Annotated in this window: 19 protein-coding genes and 1 tRNA gene; 12 read left to right on the forward strand and 8 right to left on the reverse strand. The window is 63.2% G+C overall.

Annotated features, from left to right (window positions below):
• The first annotated feature begins 38 nt into the window (after window positions 1-38).
• The 5 genes from ACSVIK_RS21790 (at window position 39) to dusA (ending at window position 6755) form a co-directional block, all read left to right on the forward strand.
• Window positions 39-1316 (forward strand): FAD-dependent oxidoreductase, encoded by a 1278-nt coding sequence (locus tag ACSVIK_RS21790; RefSeq protein WP_442446288.1) that lies wholly within the window; start codon window positions 39-41, stop codon window positions 1314-1316.
• A gap of 70 nt (window positions 1317-1386) precedes the next feature.
• Window positions 1387-2751 carry an MFS transporter gene (locus ACSVIK_RS21795; RefSeq protein ID WP_442446289.1) on the forward strand — a complete coding sequence of 455 codons (1365 nt, stop codon included), beginning with the start codon at window positions 1387-1389 and terminating at the stop codon, window positions 2749-2751.
• A gap of 132 nt (window positions 2752-2883) precedes the next feature.
• Window positions 2884-4116, forward strand: coding sequence for an OprD family porin (locus ACSVIK_RS21800; protein WP_442446303.1), 1233 nt, complete (start codon window positions 2884-2886; stop codon window positions 4114-4116).
• A gap of 52 nt (window positions 4117-4168) precedes the next feature.
• Window positions 4169-5554, forward strand: coding sequence for an MFS transporter (locus ACSVIK_RS21805; RefSeq protein ID WP_442446290.1), 1386 nt, complete (start codon window positions 4169-4171; stop codon window positions 5552-5554).
• 190 nt (window positions 5555-5744) lie between these two features.
• Complete coding sequence (gene dusA / locus ACSVIK_RS21810) at window positions 5745-6755, forward strand: tRNA dihydrouridine(20/20a) synthase DusA (protein WP_442446291.1); 1011 nt, start codon at window positions 5745-5747, stop codon at window positions 6753-6755.
• Here the strand turns inward: dusA and ACSVIK_RS21815 are convergent.
• Window positions 6725-7048 (reverse strand): transcriptional repressor, encoded by a 324-nt coding sequence (locus ACSVIK_RS21815; protein WP_442446292.1) that lies wholly within the window; start codon window positions 7046-7048, stop codon window positions 6725-6727. The two genes, dusA and ACSVIK_RS21815, sit on opposite strands and share 31 nt — an antisense overlap.
• Before the next feature lie 193 nt (window positions 7049-7241).
• Here ACSVIK_RS21815 and tal point away from each other — a divergent pair, with 193 nt between their 5' ends.
• On the forward strand, window positions 7242-8168 hold the full coding sequence (tal, locus tag ACSVIK_RS21820) for a transaldolase (RefSeq protein ID WP_442446293.1): 927 nt from the start codon (window positions 7242-7244) through the stop codon (window positions 8166-8168).
• A 119-nt stretch (window positions 8169-8287) separates the two neighbouring features.
• Here the strand turns inward: tal and rssC are convergent, their stop codons facing one another.
• Complete coding sequence (gene rssC, locus ACSVIK_RS21825) at window positions 8288-8770, reverse strand: anti-sigma factor antagonist RssC (RefSeq protein ID WP_442446304.1); 483 nt, start codon at window positions 8768-8770, stop codon at window positions 8288-8290.
• Between the two features lie 8 nt (window positions 8771-8778).
• On the reverse strand, window positions 8779-9963 hold the full coding sequence (rssB, locus tag ACSVIK_RS21830; protein ID WP_442446294.1) for a two-component system response regulator RssB: 1185 nt from the start codon (window positions 9961-9963) through the stop codon (window positions 8779-8781).
• A gap of 212 nt (window positions 9964-10175) precedes the next feature.
• Here rssB and ACSVIK_RS21835 point away from each other — a divergent pair, with 212 nt between their 5' ends.
• On the forward strand, window positions 10176-10475 hold the full coding sequence (locus ACSVIK_RS21835) for a PilZ domain-containing protein (protein ID WP_442446295.1): 300 nt from the start codon (window positions 10176-10178) through the stop codon (window positions 10473-10475).
• 55 nt (window positions 10476-10530) lie between these two features.
• On the opposite strand, the gene ACSVIK_RS21840 is transcribed toward ACSVIK_RS21835, so the two are convergent.
• Window positions 10531-11232 (reverse strand): MlaA family lipoprotein, encoded by a 702-nt coding sequence (locus ACSVIK_RS21840; protein ID WP_442446296.1) that lies wholly within the window; start codon window positions 11230-11232, stop codon window positions 10531-10533.
• A gap of 98 nt (window positions 11233-11330) precedes the next feature.
• Between ACSVIK_RS21840 and ACSVIK_RS21845 the strand changes: the two genes are divergently transcribed.
• From ACSVIK_RS21845 to ACSVIK_RS21855, 3 genes are all read left to right on the forward strand, one after another.
• Window positions 11331-11741 carry an acyl-CoA thioesterase gene (locus tag ACSVIK_RS21845; protein WP_442446297.1) on the forward strand — a complete coding sequence of 137 codons (411 nt, stop codon included), beginning with the start codon at window positions 11331-11333 and terminating at the stop codon, window positions 11739-11741.
• A 62-nt stretch (window positions 11742-11803) separates the two neighbouring features.
• On the forward strand, window positions 11804-12523 hold the full coding sequence (locus ACSVIK_RS21850; protein ID WP_442446298.1) for an HAD family phosphatase: 720 nt from the start codon (window positions 11804-11806) through the stop codon (window positions 12521-12523).
• Window positions 12524-12660: 137 nt separating this feature from the next.
• Entirely contained in the window at window positions 12661-12927 is a 267-nt protein-coding gene (locus ACSVIK_RS21855; protein ID WP_106736019.1) for a DUF4404 family protein, read from the forward strand.
• A 57-nt stretch (window positions 12928-12984) separates the two neighbouring features.
• On the opposite strand, the gene queF is transcribed toward ACSVIK_RS21855, so the two are convergent.
• The 3 genes from queF to ACSVIK_RS21870 form a co-directional block, all read right to left on the reverse strand.
• Complete coding sequence (gene queF, locus ACSVIK_RS21860) at window positions 12985-13815, reverse strand: NADPH-dependent 7-cyano-7-deazaguanine reductase QueF (RefSeq protein WP_442446299.1); 831 nt, start codon at window positions 13813-13815, stop codon at window positions 12985-12987.
• A gap of 239 nt (window positions 13816-14054) precedes the next feature.
• The gene (locus ACSVIK_RS21865; RefSeq protein WP_442446305.1) at window positions 14055-14834 is read right to left on the reverse strand and encodes an ABC transporter permease; all 780 of its coding nucleotides are present in this window, start codon (window positions 14832-14834) and stop codon (window positions 14055-14057) included.
• Window positions 14835-14845: 11 nt separating this feature from the next.
• The gene (locus ACSVIK_RS21870; protein ID WP_442446300.1) at window positions 14846-15778 is read right to left on the reverse strand and encodes an ABC transporter ATP-binding protein; all 933 of its coding nucleotides are present in this window, start codon (window positions 15776-15778) and stop codon (window positions 14846-14848) included.
• A 311-nt stretch (window positions 15779-16089) separates the two neighbouring features.
• On the opposite strand from ACSVIK_RS21870, the gene ACSVIK_RS21875 reads away from it, so the two are divergent.
• Window positions 16090-18537: an acyl-CoA dehydrogenase gene (locus ACSVIK_RS21875; RefSeq protein ID WP_442446301.1), complete on the forward strand. Its 2448-nt coding sequence runs from the start codon at window positions 16090-16092 to the stop codon at window positions 18535-18537.
• 681 nt (window positions 18538-19218) lie between these two features.
• Here ACSVIK_RS21875 and dinB read toward each other — a convergent pair.
• Complete coding sequence (dinB, locus tag ACSVIK_RS21880) at window positions 19219-20271, reverse strand: DNA polymerase IV (protein ID WP_442446302.1); 1053 nt, start codon at window positions 20269-20271, stop codon at window positions 19219-19221.
• 144 nt (window positions 20272-20415) lie between these two features.
• Between dinB and ACSVIK_RS21885 the strand changes: the two genes are divergently transcribed.
• Window positions 20416-20492, forward strand: a tRNA-Met gene (locus ACSVIK_RS21885).

The following is a 20492-nucleotide window of genomic DNA, read 5'->3' on the forward strand; positions in this document are numbered from 1 at the left end:
GGTTCGGCTGCTCTTTTTTCAGTGCAAGGTAGGTATTCATGGCTCATATCATTCGCACGGTTCGCCGTGACCAGGCCCCGCAGGCGCAACGCCTCAAGGCCGACATCTGTATCGCCGGCGCCGGGATTTCCGGAATTTCCGCCGCGCTCGAAGCGGCCCGCCTGGGCAAGCGCGTCGTCCTGTTTGATGCCCTGCCGATGCTCGGCGGCCAGGCTGTCGGCTCGATCATCGGCACCTTCTGCGGCCTGTTCTCCAATGGCCCGAATCGTCGGCAACTGACCCACGGCATCGCCGATGGCATCCTGCGCGACCTCGGCGCCAGCGGTGACCTGCACCATAAGGTCGGGCCACTGACCACCGTGGTTTACTACGACGAGGTGGCGCTGGGCCGCTGGATCGGCCAGCAGATTCTCGATGCCGGCATCACCGTGGTGCTGGGGGCGGTGCTGCGCGATGTGGTGCGTGAAGGCAATCGCCTGTGCCAGGTACAGCTAGCCACGCGCTATGGCGATGTTCAGGTGGAGGCCGACGGCTTCGTCGATGCCAGTGGCGATGCCGCCCTGACCTGGAATGCAGGGTTCGCCTGCCGCGAACCCGACACCCCCATTTACGGCACGCAGATGTTCGTCATGGAGCACATCGACGAAACCCATCTGCCCAGCCGCGAAGCCTTCACCGAGCGGGTCAAGGCACGCGCCAGGGCCTACGGCATCGAGCGCGACGATGGCCTGTTCTTCCAGTTCCCCGGACGCGGCACGGCCGCCTTCAACATGACCCACATCGAAACGCCACTCGACCCGGTGGCCGCCTCCCATGTGGCCATCGAGGGGCGCCGGCAGGTGGACAAGGTGATCGACTTTCTCAAGGCCGAATACCCCGAGGTTTATGGTCAGGCGCGGGTTCGCGCCTACGCGCTGCCGGGCATCCGCCAGACCCGCTGGATCGTCGGCCAGCATCATCTGACCTGCGATGAGGTGCGGGCTGCCACGCGCTTCCCCGATGCGGTCGCGCTGACTTCCTGGCCCGTGGAGTTGCATGGCGATGCCAGCGGCTATCAGTGGGAGCCTTTCGGCGATGATCACGTGCATAGCGTGCCACTGCGCAGCCTGCTGCCAGAAGGCAGTGAAAACCTGGTGGTGGCCGGGCGCTGCGTGGACGCCGATGCCGCTGCGTTGTCCAGCATCCGGGTCATGGGCCCCTGCATCGCCATGGGGGCCGCTGCCGCACATGCCCTGGATCTGGCGGGTCGCCACGGCAAGGTCAGCGATGTACCGGCGGAGGTCTTGAGCGAACGCCTCAGTTTCAACCTGCAGTAACGGCTGACGCCCGGCAGCCTGGCTGCCGGGCCTTAAAAACAACAAAATCGCAGCGCTGTGGAGAATAACAATGTCACAACCACGCACAATCGATGTCGCCGCCCTGATCGAGGGCCGCAAGCTGACGCGTTACAACTATGTGGTGATCGCCGTATCGGTGCTGATCACCTTTCTGGACGGTTTCGACCTGCTGGTGCTGTCGCATACCGCCTCCTACATCGCCGATGAAGTCGGCCTGGACAGGCTCCAGCTTGGCGAGATCTTCTCCGTGGGCCTGTTCGGCATGATGCTCGGCGGCTTCTTCTTCGGCTACCTGGGCGACCGTATCGGGCGCCGCCCCACCATCATCTTTTCCACTGCTTCCTTCGGCGTGCTGACCCTGCTGTTCGCGCTGGCCAACAGCTACGAGTCACTGATGGTGCTGCGCTTTCTCAACGGTCTCGCGCTGGGTGCCATGCTGCCGCTGTGCTGGGCGCTGAACATCGAGTTCGTGCCGAAGCGCTATCGCTCCACGGTGGTCACCATCATCATGGTCGGCTTCAGCCTTGGCAGTGCCATGGCCGGGCCGCTCACGGTATGGCTGGCGCCGCACATCGGCTGGCAGGGTGTGTTCGTCTTCGGCTGCGTTCTGACCCTGCTGGCCAGCATCCTGCTGCTGTTCACCCTGCCTGAGTCGGTGCGCTTCCTGACCACCAAGCAGCGTGACCCGGCCAAGATCGCCGGCATTCTCAAGCGCCTGGATCCAGACGTTGACGTGCGCCCCGATGATCATTTCGTGTTGCTCGACGAAGTCGACGTGGGCAGCAAGAACTTCCGCGTCAGCCAGTTGTTTCTCGGCAAGCTGAAGTGGATCACGCCGATGATCTGGATCGGTTACTCGGCCAGTTCCATGGCCATGTACTTCCTCGCCTCCTGGAGCCCGCTGGTCTACACCTACGCCGGGTTCGACCGCGCGACGGCTTCCTGGGTCAGCTCGATCGCCTCGTTCACGGGGGCCATGGCAGGCCTGGTCATGATGCGCTTCGTGGATACCCGTGGCCCCTATGCGGTGATGATCTACCCGCTGCTTGCCCTGCCCTTCCTGCTGGTGCTCGGCATCACGGGTATGCAGGGCAGCGCGTTCCTGATCCTCAGCATGGTCGGCGCGGTGTTCGTCAAAGGTAGCCATTACGGCATTCTCAGCATCGCAGGGATCTTCTACCCCAGCGCCATCCGTGCCAATGGTGCCGGCTGGGCCACGTCGATCGCCAAGATCGGTTCGATCCTCGGCCCATTGCTCGGTGCCTATGTGCTCAACAGCGGCCTGCCGGTGGTCAAGAGCTTCCTGATCCTGGCGATCTGCCCGGCCATCCTGGCCCTGTGCGCCTTCATCGTCGGACGCATCGTCGACAGGCATCCCCCTGCCCAGCCGCTCTCGGCAGCCTCGCACACCTGAGTCCCGCGCCGGCCTCTTCCGGCAAACCCAAGTTCGCTCTCGCATCGCGTCGCCATGGCGCGAGCGGGAGCGCTCATGCCCGTGTTTCACCCCGACAACTCCTGGAGACCAAAAACAATGATCAGGAACATGATGCGCTCAGCCCCCGCTCTGAGCCTCGCTACCAGCGCTCTGCTCAGCATCGCGCTGCCAGCCAACGCCGACTTCATCGAAGACAGCACGGCCAGTCTGACCACGCGCAACTTCTATCTGAACCGCGACTTCCGCCAAAGCGGTGCAGCCCAGGCAAAAGCCGAAGAATGGACGCAAGGCTTCATCGCGCAATTCAACTCGGGTTACAGCGAAGGACGCATCGGTTTTGGGGTCGATGCGCTGGCCGAGCTGGGCATCAAGCTCGACTCCGGTCGTGGACGACGAGGCACGGGCCTGCTGCCCTTCGGGCCGAACAGCCAGGAGCCGGTAGACGATTACAGTGAGCTGGGCCTGACCGGCAAGATGCGTTTCTCGGCAACAGAGCTACGTGTCGGCACACTGCTGCCGGTATTGCCATTGGCCTACTACAGCGACACCCGCCTGCTGCCCTCGACCTTCACCGGCACACTGCTGACCTCTCAGGAAATCGACAAGCTGACCTTCACCGCTGGCCGCCTGACCCACGCCAATGGCCGCGACTCATCGGGGAACGATGACATCAGCCATGCCGGCCAGCGCAGCTCGCACCTGGATCTGTTCGGCGGCGATTACCAACTGCAGCCGAACCTGACCCTGCGCTACTACCACGGCGAACTCGACGACATCTATCGCCAGCAGTTCGCCGGGCTCGTGCATACCCTGCCACTGAGCGACGGCATCAGCCTGAAAACCGATCTTCGCTACTTCGACAGCCGCGATATCGGCGCCAGCAAGGCAGGCAGGATCGATAACCGCAACGTCAATGGCATGTTCACCCTCAGCGTCGGCTTCCACCGTTTTGCTGCCGCCTTCCAACAGCTTTCCGGTGACAGCGCATTCCCGGTCATCGATACCGGCACGCCTTACGTCGCCAATCTGGTGACCTACAACCCCTTCACCAAGATCAACGAAAAATCCTGGCAACTGCGCTACGAGTACGACTTCACCGGCATGGGGATTCCCGGCCTGACCTTCATGACGCGCTACGTCGCCGGCAGTGATATCCACAGCGGTGCGGTACGCAACGGCCGCGAATGGGAACGCGACACCGACATCGCCTACATCGTCCAGAGCGGGCCGCTCAAGGGGGTCAACATGCGCTGGCGCAACGTCACCTTCCGCTCTGGCAACGGCCTGACCCAGAGCCTGGACGAGAACCGCCTGATCGTCGCCTACACCCTGAAATTCTGGTGATCGATTCGCCTGGCTCCGCCCACGCAGAGCCAGGCACCTACGGAGAACAACAATGACAACTCCACGCACCATCGATGTCGCCGCCCTGCTCGAGGGCCGCACACTCACGCGCTTCAATTACAGGGTGATTGCCGTCTCGATACTGATCACCTTTCTCGATGGCTTCGACCTGCTGATGCTGTCGCACACCGCGTCCTACATGGCCGATGACATCGGCCTGAGCAAGCTGCAACTGGGCAATGTGTTTTCCATTGGCCTGTTCGGCATGATGCTTGGCGGCTTCTTTTTCGGTTATCTGGGCGACCGTATCGGTCGCCGCCCGACCATCATCCTCTCGGCCTTTTCCTTCGGCTTCCTGACGCTGCTGTTCGCGCTGGCCAGCAGCTATGAGGCATTGCTGGTTCTGCGTTTCTGCAATGGCTTCGCGCTCGGCGCCATGCTGCCCCTGTGCTGGGCACTGAACATCGAGTTCGTGCCGAAGCGCTATCGCGCCACGGTGGTGACCGTCATCATGGTCGGTTTCAGCCTGGGCGGCGCCATGGCTGGCCCGCTGAGCGTCTGGCTGGCACCGCGGCTCGGCTGGCAAAGCGTGTTCCTGCTCGGCGGTGGTGCCACCCTGGCCTCTGCCGTACTGCTTCTGTTCACCCTGCCCGAGTCAGTGCGGTTTCTGGTTAGCAAACAGCGACAGCCGGAGCAGGTCGCGAACATTCTCAAGCGTCTCGATCCCGACCTGGAGCTGCGCGCGGATGACCGTTACAGCCTTGGCGACGAAGTCGATCTCGGCCAGCGCTCGTTTCGGGTCAGCCAGCTATTCGCCGGAAAACTGAAATGGGTCACCCCGATGCTCTGGATCGGCTTCGGGGTCAGCTCCATGGCCATGTACTTTCTCGCCTCGTGGAGTCCGCTGGTCTACACCTACGCCGGCTTCGATCGCGGCACAGCCTCCTGGGTGAGTTCCTTCGCATCCTTCAGCGGAGCCATGGCCGGCCTGGTATTGATGCGCTTCGTCGACCGCAAGGGACCTTATGCGGTGATGGTCTACCCATTGCTGTCGCTGCCCTTCCTGCTGGTACTGGGGATCACTGGATTGCAGGGCAACGCCTTCATCGCACTCAGCCTGATCGGGGCGATCTTCGTCAAAGGCAGCCACTACGGGATCACCAGTATCGCCGGGATCTTCTACCCCAGTGCGATTCGCGCCAATGGCGCGGGCTGGGCCGCCTCGGTGGGCAAGATCGGCTCGATCCTCGGCCCCTTGCTGGGCGCCTATGTACTCAACAGTGGTCTGCCGGTGGTCAGAAGCTTCGCCATACTGGCCCTGTGCCCGGCAGTGTTGGCGCTATGTGCCTTCTGCGTGGCGCGCATCTACCCACAGGGCGGCAGCAGCAACGAGACAGCCGAAAACGACAGGAGTGCTAGCTCCATCAGCACAGGGTGAAGAGAGTGCATCTGGTCGGCAGCCTAGAGGCCCTGGCCCTCTGCTGCCGATCGAATGCCAGGCTTTCCTGTTAGACTTGCATGCCATCGCACCTCATGCGGGTCTACGCCCTTCCTGACCGTCGCCACCTGGCCTGACACAGGCAGGAAAGCAAAACGGGCGAAGACTGCCTTACATCAGACTTACCAGAATGCTCCCAGAATCAGCCCTCCTCCCCGTTACCACGCGCCCTGCCCTGTCCCGCCGCTTTTCCGTGGCGCCGATGATGGACTGGACAGACCGCCACTGCCGTTACTTCCTGCGTCAGTTGTCGCGCCATGCCCTGCTCTACACCGAGATGGTCACCACCGGCGCGCTGATCCATGGCGACCGTGAGCGCTTCCTGCGTTACAACGAGTGCGAACACCCGCTGGCGCTGCAACTGGGTGGCAGCAACCCGCAGGATCTGGCGACCTGCGCGAAGATGGCCGAGGAACATGGCTACGACGAGGTCAACCTGAACGTCGGCTGCCCCAGTGACCGGGTACAGAACAACATGATCGGTGCCTGCCTGATGGGCCACCCGGCGCTGGTGGCCGACTGCGTCAAGGCCATGCAGGACGCCGTGAACATCCCGGTGACGGTCAAGCACCGCATCGGCATCAATGGCCGCGACAGCTATGCCGAGCTGTGCGATTTCGTCGGCCAGGTGCGCGAGGCCGGCTGCCGCAGCTTTACCGTGCACGCGCGCATCGCCATCCTCGAAGGGCTGTCGCCCAAGGAGAATCGCGAGATTCCGCCACTGCGCTACGACGTGGCGGCACAGCTCAAGCAGGACTTCCCCGATCTGGAGATCATCCTCAATGGCGGCATCAAGACCCTGGAGGAATGCGAGCAGCACCTGCAGACCTTCGATGGCGTGATGCTCGGCCGCGAGGCCTACCACAACCCCTATCTGCTGGCGCAGGTCGATCAGCGCCTGTTCGGCGCGGCAGGCAACGGCATCACCCGCCTGGACGCCCTGCTCGCCATGCGCCCTTACGTGGAGCAGCACCTGCGCGAGGGCGGCAACCTGCACCATATCAGCCGTCATGTGCTGGGCCTGGCCCAGGGCTTTCCCGGCGCGCGGCGCTTTCGTCAGTTGCTGTCGACCGACCTGAACAAGGTGCAGGATCCGCTGGGCCTGCTCGATCAGGCCGCCGAGCTGCTGCGCGGGCACTGATAGGCGAGGCTCAGGCGGTAGCGGCTACGTCCGGTAGCCTCGACCAGGCCGTGCGTCTGCATGCGCCGCAGCACCTGGCGCACGCTGACCAGCGACAAGGGCTCGCCCGCTTCGCTCAGGCGGCGATGCAGCTCGCGGCTGGGCAGCCCCTGCTCGCCGGCCCCATGCAGCATCTCCACCACCTTGAGGCGCGGCATGCTGAAGCGCAGCCCGGCGGCCTGCAGCCATTGCCGACAGCGCTGGTTGTCCGGCACGCTGGCGATGGAACGAGAAGGCGGGGTCTGGGTCGACATGTTCGGGCTCCTGGCTTGTAGGTTGGAGGTCGGCTCCGCCGACCCAGGCGCATTTCATGCACTGTCTTGTAGAAAGACGAACGAGCAGGCCCAAAACCCCATCGGCATCGATGAATTTCCTCGGCAGGCTGACCGTTGAGCGCGCGCAGCGCCTCGGGTATGGTCAGTGCATCCGCAACGACAAGGCTCCGTCATGACCTCCAAGCTGGAACGACTCAAGCAATTCACCACCGTGGTCGCCGATACCGGCGATCTCGACGCCATCGCCCGCCTGCAGCCGGTGGACGCCACCACCAATCCCTCGCTGCTGCTCAAGGCCGCTGCCCTGCCCCGTTACGCCGACCTGCTGAGCCAGGCGGTCGGCGCCGGCAAGGGTGACCTCGGCCTGGCCTGCGACCATTTCGCCGTGGCCGTGGGCCAGGAAATTCTCAAGGTCATTCCGGGGCGTATCTCCACCGAGGTGGATGCGCGCCTGTCGTTCGATACCAGCGCTACCCTGAGCCGCGCGGAACGCCTGATCGGCCTGTACGAGAAGGCCGGCATCGGCCGCGAGCGGGTGCTGATCAAGATCGCCTCGACCTGGGAAGGCATCCGCGCTGCCGAACGACTGGAGAAGGCCGGCATCCAGACCAACCTCACCCTGCTGTTCGCCTTCGCCCAGGCCCAGGCCTGCGCCGATGCCGGGGTGTTCCTCATCTCGCCGTTCGTTGGCCGCATCTACGACTGGTACAAGAAAGCCGAAGGCCGCGACTTCGCCGGCAGCGAGGATCCAGGCGTGCAATCGGTCACGCGCGTCTACGACTACTACAAGGCCAATGGCTACGATACCGTGGTGATGGGCGCGAGCTTCCGCAACATCGGCCAGATCGAAGCGCTGGCCGGTTGCGACCGCCTGACCATCAGCCCCGAACTGTTGCAGAAACTGGCCGAGGACGAAGGCACGCTCGAGCGCCAGCTCGCGCCGGGGGCGGCCGGCGAACCGCGCCAGAGCCTGGATGAAAGCGCCTTCCGCTGGGCATTGAACGAAGACGCCATGGCCACCGAAAAGCTGGCCGAAGGCATCCGCCAGTTCGCCCGCGATCAGGAAAAACTCGAAGCCCTGCTCACCGCCAAGGCCTGAACGAAAAAGGGGCGTCAGCCAAGCTGACGCCCCTTTTTTCAACTCCGTAGGGTGCGCCGTGCGCACCACTCCTCTCTGCACAAGAAGCGGTGCGCACAGCGCACCCTACGTGGGAAGGATCAGTGCCGCTCCAGCGCGTTGACCAGATCGTGGAAGGCGGCGCGGTTGGAATCGTTGAGGCCCATGAGGATACGGTGCGCTTCCAGCACCTTGGCGCGCACCACGTCTTCGGACTGATCCTGCGAGGGCAGATCGTCCAGGCACTCCGGACAGGGCGCAGGGCCTTCGACGATATTGAATACCTGATCGAAGCCCATGGACTGCAAAAGCCGGGTGATGTCGTCGTGAGTGGTCACCACGGTGGGCAGCAGGCCCACTTTCTGCCGCGACAGGATGGACAGCTTGGCCAGCAGACCAAGGGTGGTGCTATCGATACTGCGGGTTTCGGTCAGGTCGATGACGATGGCCGAAAAATTCAGCGCGGTAAAAATCTTTTCAATCGTGGCATCCAGTGCCGAGCACAGCGTCAGACGAACTTCCCCGACGAACTTGAGGACGAACGTGCCATCCTGCTCAGCGAATTGGATACGACCGGGGCTCATCCCAGGGTTCATGCAAGGTTCCTGCTCAACACCAGCAAGGCGATATCATCCGGCATCTCGCCCAGATTGGCCAGACCGAGAACTTGACGCAGCCCGCTCAGGGTACCGCCGGCCTGGCTAACCAGTTGAGGCAGCGCCAGTTCCTTCTCTTTCAGCGTAGCACCCGGTAACAGATCGAGGATGCCGTCGGAGAGCAAGGTCAGGCTGAAGGCCTCGGGCAGCTCCATCACCAGATCGCCGTACTCGGCTTCCTCGAACAGCCCGACCGGCAGGCCGCGGCCCTCCAGGTAGCGCGCCTGGCCCTTCTCGAACAACACCGGCAGCGGCAGATGCCCACCGATGCTGTAGGTCAGCGTGCCCTTCTCCTGGTCGATCACGCCGCCGAGCATGGTCACGTGCTTGCCCAGCTTGCAGTTGATCAGGCCACGGTTGATGTGCCCGAGCACATCGGAGGGCTTGAACTCGGGCAAGGTGCCGCCGCGGCGCCACTCGTAGAGCAGACGCGTGGTCATGAACTTGAGCAGCACGGTGACGAAGGCCGAGGAAGCGCCATGCCCGGAAACGTCGGCGAGGTAGAAGGCAATACGCCGTTCGTCGATGCGGAAGTAGTCGACGAAGTCACCGGACAGGTACAAGGACGGGATGATCTGGTGGGCGAAGTTCAGGTCATCGACCTGCCAGGGCGTCACCGGCAGCATGTTCATCTGCACCTGGCGCCCGGCGTTCTGGTCTTCCTGCAACAGATGCAGGCTGGCCTGCAGCTCCCGGTTGGCCGCTTCCAGCTCTTCGCGGTAACGCTGGTTCTCCTGGCGCAGGCGATAGCGGTCGAGCGCACGGCGCACCGAGTGCTCGAGCACGGCCAGGTCTTCCAGGGGCTTGATCAGGTAATCGGCCGCACCGAGGCGCAGCGCCTCCACCGCATCGCTCATCACACCGGCACCGGATACCACGATGACCGGTACCTCGACGCCCATGGCGTTGATGCGGCGAATGAGTTCGAGACCATCGACCTGCGGCATGCGCAGGTCGCAGATCATCAGATCGGGCTTGGCCTGCTGGAACACTTCCAGCCCCTGCAGGCCGTTGTTGGCCTGCAATACCTCGAAACCACTGTCTTCGAGATAGGCCGCGAGGCTTGCACGCACGACATCGTCGTCGTCGATGATCAGCAAAGTGGCACTGGTTTTGAGCATGGGTCATCCAGGCAAACTGCGCCGGAGCAATAGGATTGCAGCCAAGGCGCAGCGCCGCGAAAGGGGTGCCAGGGCAATTTCAAGGGGCAGACGGTACTCCCATCCGCCGGGCGATTCAAGCCGGTGCCGGTCGTCGTTCGGTGGCTTTACAGGGTAAATCGGCGGGGGTTATAAGGGCCGGTAGGACAAAACACAAGCAGAGGGCAGCGTCCATGAGTCAGAACGATCGAGCGTACAGCGAGAAGCGCGACTTCATCCGCATGCGGCTGGAAACACCGGTTACGCTGCACCATGCTGGCGGTGAAACACCAGCAATGTGCCTGGATCTGTCGAGTACCGGCATGCAAATCGAGGCCGAAGTGCAGCTCGCCATGGGCAACAAGGTGCGTGTGCACATCCCATCCGACCACAACGAGCTAGCAGGCCTGGATGCCGAGGCCGAGGTGGTGCGCGTCAGCGACCTGGGTGACGGCCGGCAATCCTTGGGCCTGGCCATCATCTCGATGAGCTGAAATTCCCGGCAACGAAAAAGGCGGCTCGAAGCCGCCTTTTTCATGTTCGCAGCAATCAGAAGTCGTCTTCGACCTGCCCATCCTTGACCTTGAACTCGCGCGTCTGCAAGTAGGCGTTGCGGATGAAGGTGTACTTGTCGCCACTGATCAGGCGCTCGGCCTTCAGCAGGCTGGCGCGGGTATCGATCACCTCCACGCCACGCGTCACGTTGCGGGTGGGGACGTGATCCATGTAGGGATAGGGCGTCAGGAAGGCCTCCGGCACAAGCCCCCCCGCATCACGCACGGTGCTCGGGCCGAGGAAGGGAATGACCAGATACGGGCCACTGTCGACGCCCCAGACGCCCAGGGTCTGGCCGAAATCCTCGTCGCTCTTGGCCAAGCCCATGTGCCTGGCCACATCGAAGAAACCCAGCAGGCCGAAAGTGGTGTTGAAGATCAGACGACTGGTATCGACGCCGGCGTCATGCAACTTACCCTGCAAAAGGTTGTTGGCCAGATTGCCGACATCGCCGATATTGCCGAAGACATTGTGCACCCCATCCTCGAGGAATTGCGGCGTGACGGCCTGATACCCCTGCGCCACAGGCTTGAGCGCATAGGTGTCGAGGGTATCGTTGAAGCGGAACATGGCGCGGTTGAAGCCTTCCCAGGGGTCTTCTTCCGTGGCGGCCTGGCCCATGCCAGGCAGCAGCGCACCGACCAGCAGCATCAGGCTGCCCAGGCGCGCGATCCAGTGAGCACCGTTCACATGCATTGATTCTCTCCTTGAGGAAAAGGTAACCGCACCAGCGGCCCGAAAGCCGCGCAGTATAAAACCTGAAGCCCAGATTGGGCAGCATAGCGGAGATACCGATGAGCGATAAGCCACTACTGCACACCGCCACGATTCCCGTGCGCTGGGGCGACATGGACAGCTATGGGCACGTCAATAACATCCTTTACATGCAATACCTGGAAGAAGCCCGGGTCGCCTGGTTCGAGCGTGTCTGCATCCCCATGAGTGGCGCGGCGCAAGGCCCGGTGGTGCTGCAAACCCAGCACACCTACCTGAAACCCGTGGTACACCCGGCTACCGTGCTGGTGGAACTGCGCGCCGGCACCGTGGGGCGCAGCAGCCTGGTCATCGAACATCGCCTGAGCACCCTGGAAGACCCGCATACGCTCTATGGCGAAGGCTACTGCAAGCTGGTGTGGGTCGATCACGAAAGCGCCCGCCCCATCGCACTGCCGGAACATCTGCGCGCCCTGCTCGCAGTCATCTGACCGTCACATTTCAGTCATCCGGCAGGGCTAGAGTGATCCTGGCCACTGTCACGGATGCTCTCATGCCACATTCCCCCCCTACCGCTCTGCTGTTCGAGCTTTCCGGCTGCCTGGTCGACTTCGGCGCCCGCACCCTGCCAACCGCGCTGCAGCGCCTCTACCCGGAGCACACAGTGCCCAGCCCTGCAAGCACGCCAGAACGGGCTCTGGCCGAGCTGCTCGGTCAGCCACCGACGACCGCACAACTGCAGACCCTGCAGCAGGCCCTCAGCGAAGCGGCTGGCACCTATGCCCAACTCACCCCAGGCAGCCAAGAGCTGCTGCAAGGCCTGGATGAAAGCGACATTCCTTGCGCCTGGCTCGATGCCCTGCCTGGCGATGCCAGCCTGTTGCTGGCCGAACACTTGCCGACCTCCATCAAATCCGTGTCGATGCGCCAGGCAAGGCCTTGGCCAGCGCCGGACAGTTGCTGGCAAGCGCTGAGCCAACTGGGCGTCGAGCGTCTGGACGGCTGCATCCTCATCGGCAGCCATCCCCTGCTGCTGCAGGCCGGTCTCAACGCCGGCTGCTGGACCATCGGTCTGGCTGTGAGTGGCCCGCTGTGCGGCCAGGCCCCCAGCGACTGGCAAGCGTTGTCGGCCAGCGAGCAGGAGCGCCTGCGTGCCGAAGCCACGCTGCAACTCTATCGCCTGGGCGTGCATTCGGTGGTGGATCACCTGGGCGAAATCGGCGCCAGCCTGGAAGACATCGGCCTACGCCGGAGCAAGGGCGAAAAGCCCTGAGAGCCAATGCAAAGGCTCTGAAGGCTTGACCCGAATCAGGCAAAGCTACCGCGCTTGGATTACCCTTGAAGGGCAGGCTGAAACCTTCCGGCATCGCCTGGGGTCAATGCCTAAGCCCATTGGACAAGGAGCACTCTATGCCAGCAAACGATCTGCAGCAGCAATTGGAAGCCCTCCACCAACACCTGGCCCAGGACACGCCGCTCAGTGAAGAAGAGCGGGCATCGCTCTACCTGCTGACCCAGGAGATCGAAGTGCAGCTGGCCCGCGAAGCCGCTGCAGCCCCCGACGCCACCCTGGTCGACGGCGTCAACCTGGCGGTGGAACGTTTCGAGGCCAGCCACCCCACCCTCGCCGGTACACTGCGCAACATCATGCAAAGCCTGGCCAATATGGGAATTTGAGCGGCAAGCTTCAAGCTTCAAGCTTCAAGCTGCAAGCCAAACCCCTGGGCCATGCCTCTACTGGCGGGGCAGGCGGGCGTTTTCCGGCGTGATCGCCTCGGTGCTGCGGTACGGGTTGATGTCCAGCCCGCCGCGGCGCACATAACGGGCGTAGACGGTCAATGACTGCGGCTGCAGCAGGCGCTGCAGGTCGAGGAAGATGCGCTCCACGCACTGTTCGTGAAAGTCGGCATGCTGGCGGAAGCTCACCAGATAGGCCAGCAGGCTGGCGTGATCCAGCGCCGCACCGCGGTACTGCACGACCAGGCTGCCCCAGTCAGGCTGACCGGTAACCGGGCAGTTGGACTTGAGCAGATGGCTGTGCAGGCTCTCCTCCACCACGCGCCCGGCGTCGCAACGCAAGAGTTCCGGCTGCGGGTGGTCGTACTGGCTGACGCTGACGTCCAGCGCGTCGATGCACTGCCCCGGCAACCTCGCCACACCCTCATCCGCCACCTCCACCAAGGAACGCAGACGCACCGTCACCGGCTTGCCGGCCACAGCCGAGAGATCCCGCGCCAGGGTGCTCTGCACCTCGCCCCAGGTGGCGAAAACCGTCTGGTTCAGCGAATTGAGATAGAGCTTGAAGGATTTCGACTCGATGATGTTCGGCGAGTCGGCAGGGATGGCGAACTCGCCGATGGCCACCACCGGCTTGCCGGAAGGCAGCAACCAGGACAGCTCGTAGCAGTTCCAGTAGTCCACGCCCCAGTACGGCAGGTTGGCGCCATCGAGGCCCAGCTCCGCCCACTTGGTGCTGCGCGAGATGGCAAACAGCAGCTCCGGGCTGTACTCGGCGATGTACTGGCTGGACTTGCCCAGCGGGGAATGTTCGGCGGGGTGCTGCATGACGGGGAGTCCGGGTTGGCAAAAAACTCGGCGAGTTTAGCGGGTTGACCGCCACGCCGCACGCATCAAGCACCCTGCAGACAACCTGTAGGAGCGAGCTCTGCTCGCGAGGCTTGTGGCGGCCAAACCATTCGCGAGCAGAGCTCGCTCCTACGAAAACGATCAGCTATCCGACGGATCGTAGCTTTGCCTGCGAAAATCGCGAATCAGCCCGCGCCTACAGAAGCGAAAGTCTGCCGTCACTGGCGCATGCCGCGACCGCTGACCAGCAGGCGGATGCACAGGGTGTAGAGCACCACGGTGGCCAGCAGCATGAAGCCAATGGCCACGCCGATGCGGATGTCGGACACGCCGAGGATGCCGTAACGGAAGGCATTGACCATGTGCAGGATGGGGTTGCCCAGCGACACCGCCTGCCAGAACGGCGGCAACAGGGTGATGGAATAGAACACCCCGCCCAGGTAGGTCAGCGGCGTCAGGACGAAGGTGGGGATGATCGAGATGTCGTCGAAGTTGCGCGCGAATACCGCGTTGACGAACCCGCCAAGGGAGAAGATGGTCGCGGTCAGCAGCACCACCAGCACCGTCACGCCCAGGTGATGCACCTGCAGATGGGTAAAGAACAGCGACAGGCAGGTGACGATCACCCCTACCGCCAGCCCACGCAGCACGCCGCCGATGACGAAGCCGATGAGGATGGTGTGCGGCGAGACCGGCGACACCAGCAGTTCCTCGACGTTGCGCTGGAACTTGCTGCCGAAGAAGCTCGACACCACGTTGCCGTAGCTGTTGGTGATCACCGACATCATGATCAGCCCCGGCACGATGTACTCCATGTAGCTGAAGCCGCCCATGTCGCCGATCTGCCGGCCGATCAGGTTACCGAAGATGACGAAGTACAAGACCATGGTGATCGCTGGCGGTAGCAGGGTCTGCGGCCAGATACGCACGAAACGGCGCACTTCGCGATGGACGATGGTGCGCAGGGCCACCAGGTTGGCGGCGAATTCGCTGTTCAGATACTGGGTATTCATTGCGCCACCTTGGCCAGGTTCTTTTCCACCAGGGAGACGAACAGCTCCTCCAGGCGATTGGTCTTGTTGCGCAGGCTGAGCACCTGCACCTGCTGCTGCGCCAGTTGCTGGAACAGCGCATTGAGGCCCTGGCTCTTCTCCACCTGCACCTCCAGGGTGTGGTGGTCGACCAGGCGCACCGGGTAACCGGCCAGGTTCGGCGCCTCGTTGTAGGAATCCTTGAGATCGAGCAGGAAAGTCTCGACGTGCAGCTTCTTCAGCAGATCCTTCATGCTGCTCAGCTCGACGATGCGGCCGTGGTCGATGATGCCGATGTTGCGGCAGAGCTGCTCGGCCTCTTCCAGATAATGGGTGGTGAGGATGATGGTGATGCCCTGCCGGTTCAGCTCGGTGAGAAAGCCCCACATCGAACGGCGCAGTTCGATGTCCACCCCGGCGGTGGGCTCATCGAGGATCAGCAGGCGCGGCTGATGCACCAGGGCACGGGCGATCATCAAACGCCGCTTCATGCCACCGGACAGCTCGCGCGAGGCCACGTCGCGCTTGTCCCACAGGCCGAGCTGGGTCAGGTACTGCTCGGCACGCTCCTTGGCGATGGAACGCGGAATACCATAGTAGCCAGCCTGAGTGACGACGATGTCGAACACCTTCTCGAACTGGTTGAAGTTGAACTCCTGCGGCACTACGCCCAGGCAACGCTTGAGCGCGTAGGGTTCGCGGTCGAGGTCATGACCGAACACATTGACCGTGCCGCTGCTCTTGTTCACCAGCGTGGAGAGCACGCCGATGGTGGTGGACTTGCCGGCGCCATTGGGGCCGAGCAAGGCGAAGAAGTCACCTTCGGCGACGTCCAGATCGATGCCGTGCAAAGCCTGGAAGCCGTTGCCGTAGGTCTTGGTCAACTGGCGAATGGACAGAGCGCTGCTCATGAAGAAGGGATTTCCCGCACGAAGATGTGATGTTCATAGATGAGGGCGAGCGCGCCGGTTTGCAACCGCGTGTGTCACCCCCTCTGGCGTTGGCATGCACCCTACCGACCCGGACGCGCCGAGAAAAGGCCGGCGCGCCAATCTTGATTATCGACTGCGTCGATACACCCGGCAAAAGGTTGGGGCGAACTCGCCCCAAGCGGGGCGGTCACTTGCACAGAGCCCAGACGATTGCATCCTGACTGGACTTTTCGACGTCATTCATGACTATGCTCGAAGACGTCACCCGCACGAATCATGGAGAAATGCACATGCCTGTCATCTGGTTGCTGGTTCTACTGATCGGGGTCGCCTACCTGGCCCATAGTCGCACTGCCGCCCGCCCGGCTCTCGGCATCACCGCGGCCTACCTGCTGGCCATGGCCCTGTTCAGTTCTGTACCCGGCTGGCTGCAACTGCTGCTGTGGGTCGTTACCGGCACCGTGGCGGTCTTCATCCTGCTCGGCGATCTACGCCGGCAGTGGTTCACCAAGCCCCTGTTCACCTGGTTCCAGCGCGTACTGCCGCCCATGTCGGCCACCGAGCGTGATGCCATCGAAGCCGGCACGGTGTGGTGGGATGGCGAGCTGTTCAGCGGCAAACCGGACTGGGACAAGCTGCTGGCCTACCCCAAGGCCAAGCTCACCGAAGAAGAACAGGCTTTCATCGACGGCCCCACCGAAGAACTCTGCGCCATGGTCAGCGACTGGCAGGTCGGCCAACAGATGGATCTGCCGGAAAAGGCCTGGCAGCACATCAAGCAACACGGCTTCTTCGCCCTGATCATCCCCAAGGAATATGGCGGCAAGGGCTTCTCCGCCTATGCCCACTCGCAGGTGGCGATGAAACTGGCCACCCGCTGCGGCGACCTGGCCTCCACCGTGATGGTGCCCAACTCCCTCGGCCCGGCCGAGCTGCTGCTGCACTACGGCACCGATGAGCAGCGCCAGCACTACCTGCCACGCCTGGCCAGCGGTGAAGACATCCCCTGCTTCGGCCTCACCGGCCCGTTGGCCGGCTCCGATGCCGGCGCCATGCCGGACAACGGCATCATCTGCAAGGGCCAGTGGAACGGCGAGGAAGTCATCGGCCTGCGCCTGAACTGGGAAAAGCGCTACATCACCCTGGGCCCCGTGGCCACCCTGCTCGGCCTGGCCTTCAAGGCCTATGACCCCGACCATCTGCTGGGCGACAAGGAAGAGCTGGGCATCAGCCTGGCGCTGATCCCCACCGATACCCCCGGTGTGGAAATCGGCCGCCGCCACCTGCCGCTGGGCGCCGCTTTCATGAACGGGCCGAACTGGGGCAAGGACGTGTTCATCCCCCTCGACTACCTGATCGGTGGCCAGGAATACCTGGGCAAAGGCTGGATGATGCTGATGAACTGCCTGTCGGTGGGCCGTTCCATCTCGCTGCCCGCCGTCGGCACCGGCGCCGCCAAGTTCACCAGCCTCACCACCGGGCAATATGCCCAGCTACGTGAACAGTTCAACGTGCCGCTGGCCGCCTTCGAGGGCATCCAGGAAGCCATGGCACGCATCGGCGGCAACGCCTGGCTGATGGACAGCGCGCGCATCCTTACCGCCAATGCCGTCGACCTGGGCGAGAAGCCCTCGGTGCTGTCGGCGATCCTCAAGTACCACCTCACCGAGCGCGGCCGCGAGTGCATTGGCCACGCCATGGACGTGCACGCCGGCAAGGGCATCATCATGGGCCCGAACAACTACCTGGGCCGCTCCTGGCAAGGTGCGCCCATCTTCATTACGGTCGAGGGCGCCAACATCCTCTCGCGCAACCTGATGATCTTCGGCCAGGGCGCCATCCGCTGCCATCCGTACGTGCTCAAGGAAATGGCCCTGGCCGACCGTGACGACAAGGATCAGGCCCTGGCCGAGTTCGACGAGCTGCTGATGAGGCACATCGGCTTCGCCGTCGGCAATGCCGCCAGCAGCCTGCTGCTGGGCCTGACCCTGGGTCGTCTGGGCGCCGTGCCTGGCGACGACCTCAGCCAGCCCTACTACCGCGCCCTCAACCGCCTGGCGGCCGCCTTCGCCCTGTGCGCCGACAGCAGCATGATGCTGCTCGGCGGCGACCTGAAACGCCGCGAGCGCCTCTCCGCTCGCCTTGGCGACGTGCTCAGCTACCTCTACCTGGGCTCCGCCGCGCTCAAGCGCTACCACGATCTGGACTACCCGGAAGCTGTTCGTCCGCTGCTGCGCTGGGCCATGGAGGAAAACCTCTACCAAGCCGAAAACGCCCTGGCCGAGCTGCTCGGTAACTTCCCCAACCGCCTGTTCGGCTGCCTGCTCAAGGTGCTGGTATTCCCGCTGGGCCGTCGCCATCGCGGCCCCAGCGATGCCCTGGACGCCGAAGTGGCCGAAATCATCGGCCGCCCGGCCGGCGACCCGGCACTGGAGTCGGTGCTCGAAGGCTGCTACCGCCCGCAGGACGAACAGGATCCCGTGGGCGCGCTGCAGCATGCCATCAACCTGGTGCAAGCCAGCCAGGATGCACGCAAACGCCTGCACAAGGCGCTCAAGGACGGCAGCCTGCAACCGGCACCGGGCCAGAATGCAATCGACGCGGCGGTAGCCGCCGGCATCCTCGACAGCGAACAGGGCGAACGCTTGCAAGCCGCCGAAGCAGCACGCCGCCGCGTGATCGACGTCGACGACTTCGCCAAGGAAGAACTAAAGCTAAGTCGCGGCAAAATACGTTGAAACCTTGGGGGCAATCCGCAATGGATTGCCCCCGCTGCTGCCCCCCGAAGAAGTGAATTTATTCGCGTAGGGCGTACCGGTACGCTGGCCGCTCGGAAGCAGTACGCCGTTGGGAGTATTGGGCGTAGGTTGTGGTGCCGAACTGGGCATGGCCCGGCGGACTGTTCGCTGGCGCTCCTGAGTCCGCCCTACGGCTGCTAAGCATCGGCGTAGGGCGTACTCGCGAAGCAGTACGCCGTTGGGGCAGGGGGTTACCTAAACTTCAGGCGCGTGCAGAGCCCGCCCAGGAGGGCGAACGCAATCGTCGTGGAAGAGGTCGAGCGACATGGATGTCGCGACGACTGCATGGATGCAGGAGGTAGAGCGACGCAGGATGCCAAAGCCGAGAGCCGCGATGGGCCAGGGATGGCCCACCGTGGCGGGCCTCTGGAGCGGCGATGGAGTGAGCGAACCCCGGCGCAGCCGGGGCCGGATGAAAGGGCGGAGGTTTTGGTTACTTTTGCCCGCAAAAGTGACTCGCACGGGAGGGCGAAACCAAAAACATCAGCAAAAACGCGGCAATTCGGAACAAGCTCCCGGACAACCAGCAACCCAACACACAAGCTTGCCAGTCCGGTATCTCCCCTAAAAATGCGATACCCCATAAATTCGCACTTATGCCTTTGAGGCCCCCTGTCCCTGCTAACCGAACAACTCCAATTGCTCCTGCTGCCCCCGCAGGTCATGCAGACGCACGCCGACGCCAAGCAGACGCACCGGCTTGTCGCCGCGGGCATGGGCCAGGCTGAGCAACTGCCGATAGCTGTCCAGGTCACGGCTGGCACCGGCCTGTTCCAGAGTGGTCTGGGTGAAATCGTGGAACTTGACCTTGACGAAGGGTTTGTCCGGCCGGTAGCTGGCATCCAGCCGCTGCAGGCGCTCGTTCATCTCTTCCAGTAGCGTCGGCAACTTGTCCAGGCAGCTTTGCAGATCCGGCAGATCCTGGTCGTAGGTGTGCTCGACGCTCAGCGACTGGCGGCGGCTGTCCACCTTCACCGAGCGCTCGTCCAGACCCCGCGCCAGGCTCCACAGGCGTTCGCCGAAGCTGCCGAATTCACGCACCAGCGCCAGCTTGTTCCAGTCACGCAGATCCAGGCAGGTGCGTATGCCCAGGCGCGCCAGCTTCTGCGCGGTGACCTTGCCCACCCCATGCAGCTTGCTCACCGGCAAGGCAGCAACGAAATCGTCCACCTGATCCGGAGTGATCACGAACAGGCCATCGGGCTTGCGCCAGTCACTGGCAATCTTGGCCAGGAACTTGTTCGGTGCCACCCCGGCAGACACGGTGATGTGCAGCTCCTGCGCCACACGTCGGCGAATCTCCTGAGCGATGCGCGTCGCACTGCCGGCGAAATGTGGCGATTCGCTGACGTCGAGGTAGGCCTCGTCCAGCGACAACGGCTCGATCAGGTCGGTGAACTGACGAAAGATGCCGTGAATGTCGCGGGAAACCGCGCGGTACACCTCGAAACGAGGTTTGACGATCAGCAGATCCGGGCACAGCTTCAAAGCGTGCCGTGACGACATCGCCGAGCGCACGCCATAGGCACGCGCCTCGTAGTTGCAGGTGGCGATCACCCCACGCCGCTCGGCCGAGCCACCCACCGCCAGCGGCCGATTGGCCAGGCTCGGGTCGTCGCGCATTTCGATTGCGGCGTAAAAGCAGTCGCAGTCAATATGGATAATCTTGCGCACGACACCCTCGAAAGCCTCGCCCGGCCTGGCCTGGAGCGCTGAAGTCTAACAGGTGTTTGAGGCTAAGCACCTGACTTGAAAACACTTTTATCGCAATCGACGGTTGACAGATGCGCCACTGACTGTAGAATGCCGCCCCACAGACGCGGGATGGAGCAGTCTGGTAGCTCGTCGGGCTCATAACCCGAAGGTCGTAGGTTCAAATCCTGCTCCCGCAACCA

It is taken from the genome of Pseudomonas sp. NCHU5216, from assembly GCF_052156495.1.
GTDB lineage: Bacteria > Pseudomonadota > Gammaproteobacteria > Pseudomonadales > Pseudomonadaceae > Aquipseudomonas.

What these genes read in the sequence shown, in the direction of transcription:
- ACSVIK_RS21855 (WP_106736019.1), top strand. Translation starts at nt 12,661, where the DNA reads ATGCCAGCAAACGATCTGCAGCAGCAATTGGAAGCCCTCCACCAACAC.
- ACSVIK_RS21815 (WP_442446292.1), bottom strand. Translation starts at nt 7,048, where the DNA reads ATGTCGACCCAGACCCCGCCTTCTCGTTCCATCGCCAGCGTGCCGGAC.
- ACSVIK_RS21850 (WP_442446298.1), top strand. Translation starts at nt 11,804, where the DNA reads ATGCCACATTCCCCCCCTACCGCTCTGCTGTTCGAGCTTTCCGGCTGC.
- ACSVIK_RS21875 (WP_442446301.1), top strand. Translation starts at nt 16,090, where the DNA reads ATGCCTGTCATCTGGTTGCTGGTTCTACTGATCGGGGTCGCCTACCTG.
- ACSVIK_RS21800 (WP_442446303.1), top strand. Translation starts at nt 2,884, where the DNA reads ATGCGCTCAGCCCCCGCTCTGAGCCTCGCTACCAGCGCTCTGCTCAGC.
- tal (WP_442446293.1), top strand. Translation starts at nt 7,242, where the DNA reads ATGACCTCCAAGCTGGAACGACTCAAGCAATTCACCACCGTGGTCGCC.
- ACSVIK_RS21790 (WP_442446288.1), top strand. Translation starts at nt 39, where the DNA reads ATGGCTCATATCATTCGCACGGTTCGCCGTGACCAGGCCCCGCAGGCG.
- rssC (WP_442446304.1), bottom strand. Translation starts at nt 8,770, where the DNA reads ATGAGCCCCGGTCGTATCCAATTCGCTGAGCAGGATGGCACGTTCGTC.
- ACSVIK_RS21795 (WP_442446289.1), top strand. Translation starts at nt 1,387, where the DNA reads ATGTCACAACCACGCACAATCGATGTCGCCGCCCTGATCGAGGGCCGC.
- queF (WP_442446299.1), bottom strand. Translation starts at nt 13,815, where the DNA reads ATGCAGCACCCCGCCGAACATTCCCCGCTGGGCAAGTCCAGCCAGTAC.
- rssB (WP_442446294.1), bottom strand. Translation starts at nt 9,963, where the DNA reads ATGCTCAAAACCAGTGCCACTTTGCTGATCATCGACGACGACGATGTC.
- ACSVIK_RS21840 (WP_442446296.1), bottom strand. Translation starts at nt 11,232, where the DNA reads ATGCATGTGAACGGTGCTCACTGGATCGCGCGCCTGGGCAGCCTGATG.
- ACSVIK_RS21835 (WP_442446295.1), top strand. Translation starts at nt 10,176, where the DNA reads ATGAGTCAGAACGATCGAGCGTACAGCGAGAAGCGCGACTTCATCCGC.
- ACSVIK_RS21845 (WP_442446297.1), top strand. Translation starts at nt 11,331, where the DNA reads ATGAGCGATAAGCCACTACTGCACACCGCCACGATTCCCGTGCGCTGG.
- ACSVIK_RS21870 (WP_442446300.1), bottom strand. Translation starts at nt 15,778, where the DNA reads ATGAGCAGCGCTCTGTCCATTCGCCAGTTGACCAAGACCTACGGCAAC.
- ACSVIK_RS21805 (WP_442446290.1), top strand. Translation starts at nt 4,169, where the DNA reads ATGACAACTCCACGCACCATCGATGTCGCCGCCCTGCTCGAGGGCCGC.
- dusA (WP_442446291.1), top strand. Translation starts at nt 5,745, where the DNA reads ATGCTCCCAGAATCAGCCCTCCTCCCCGTTACCACGCGCCCTGCCCTG.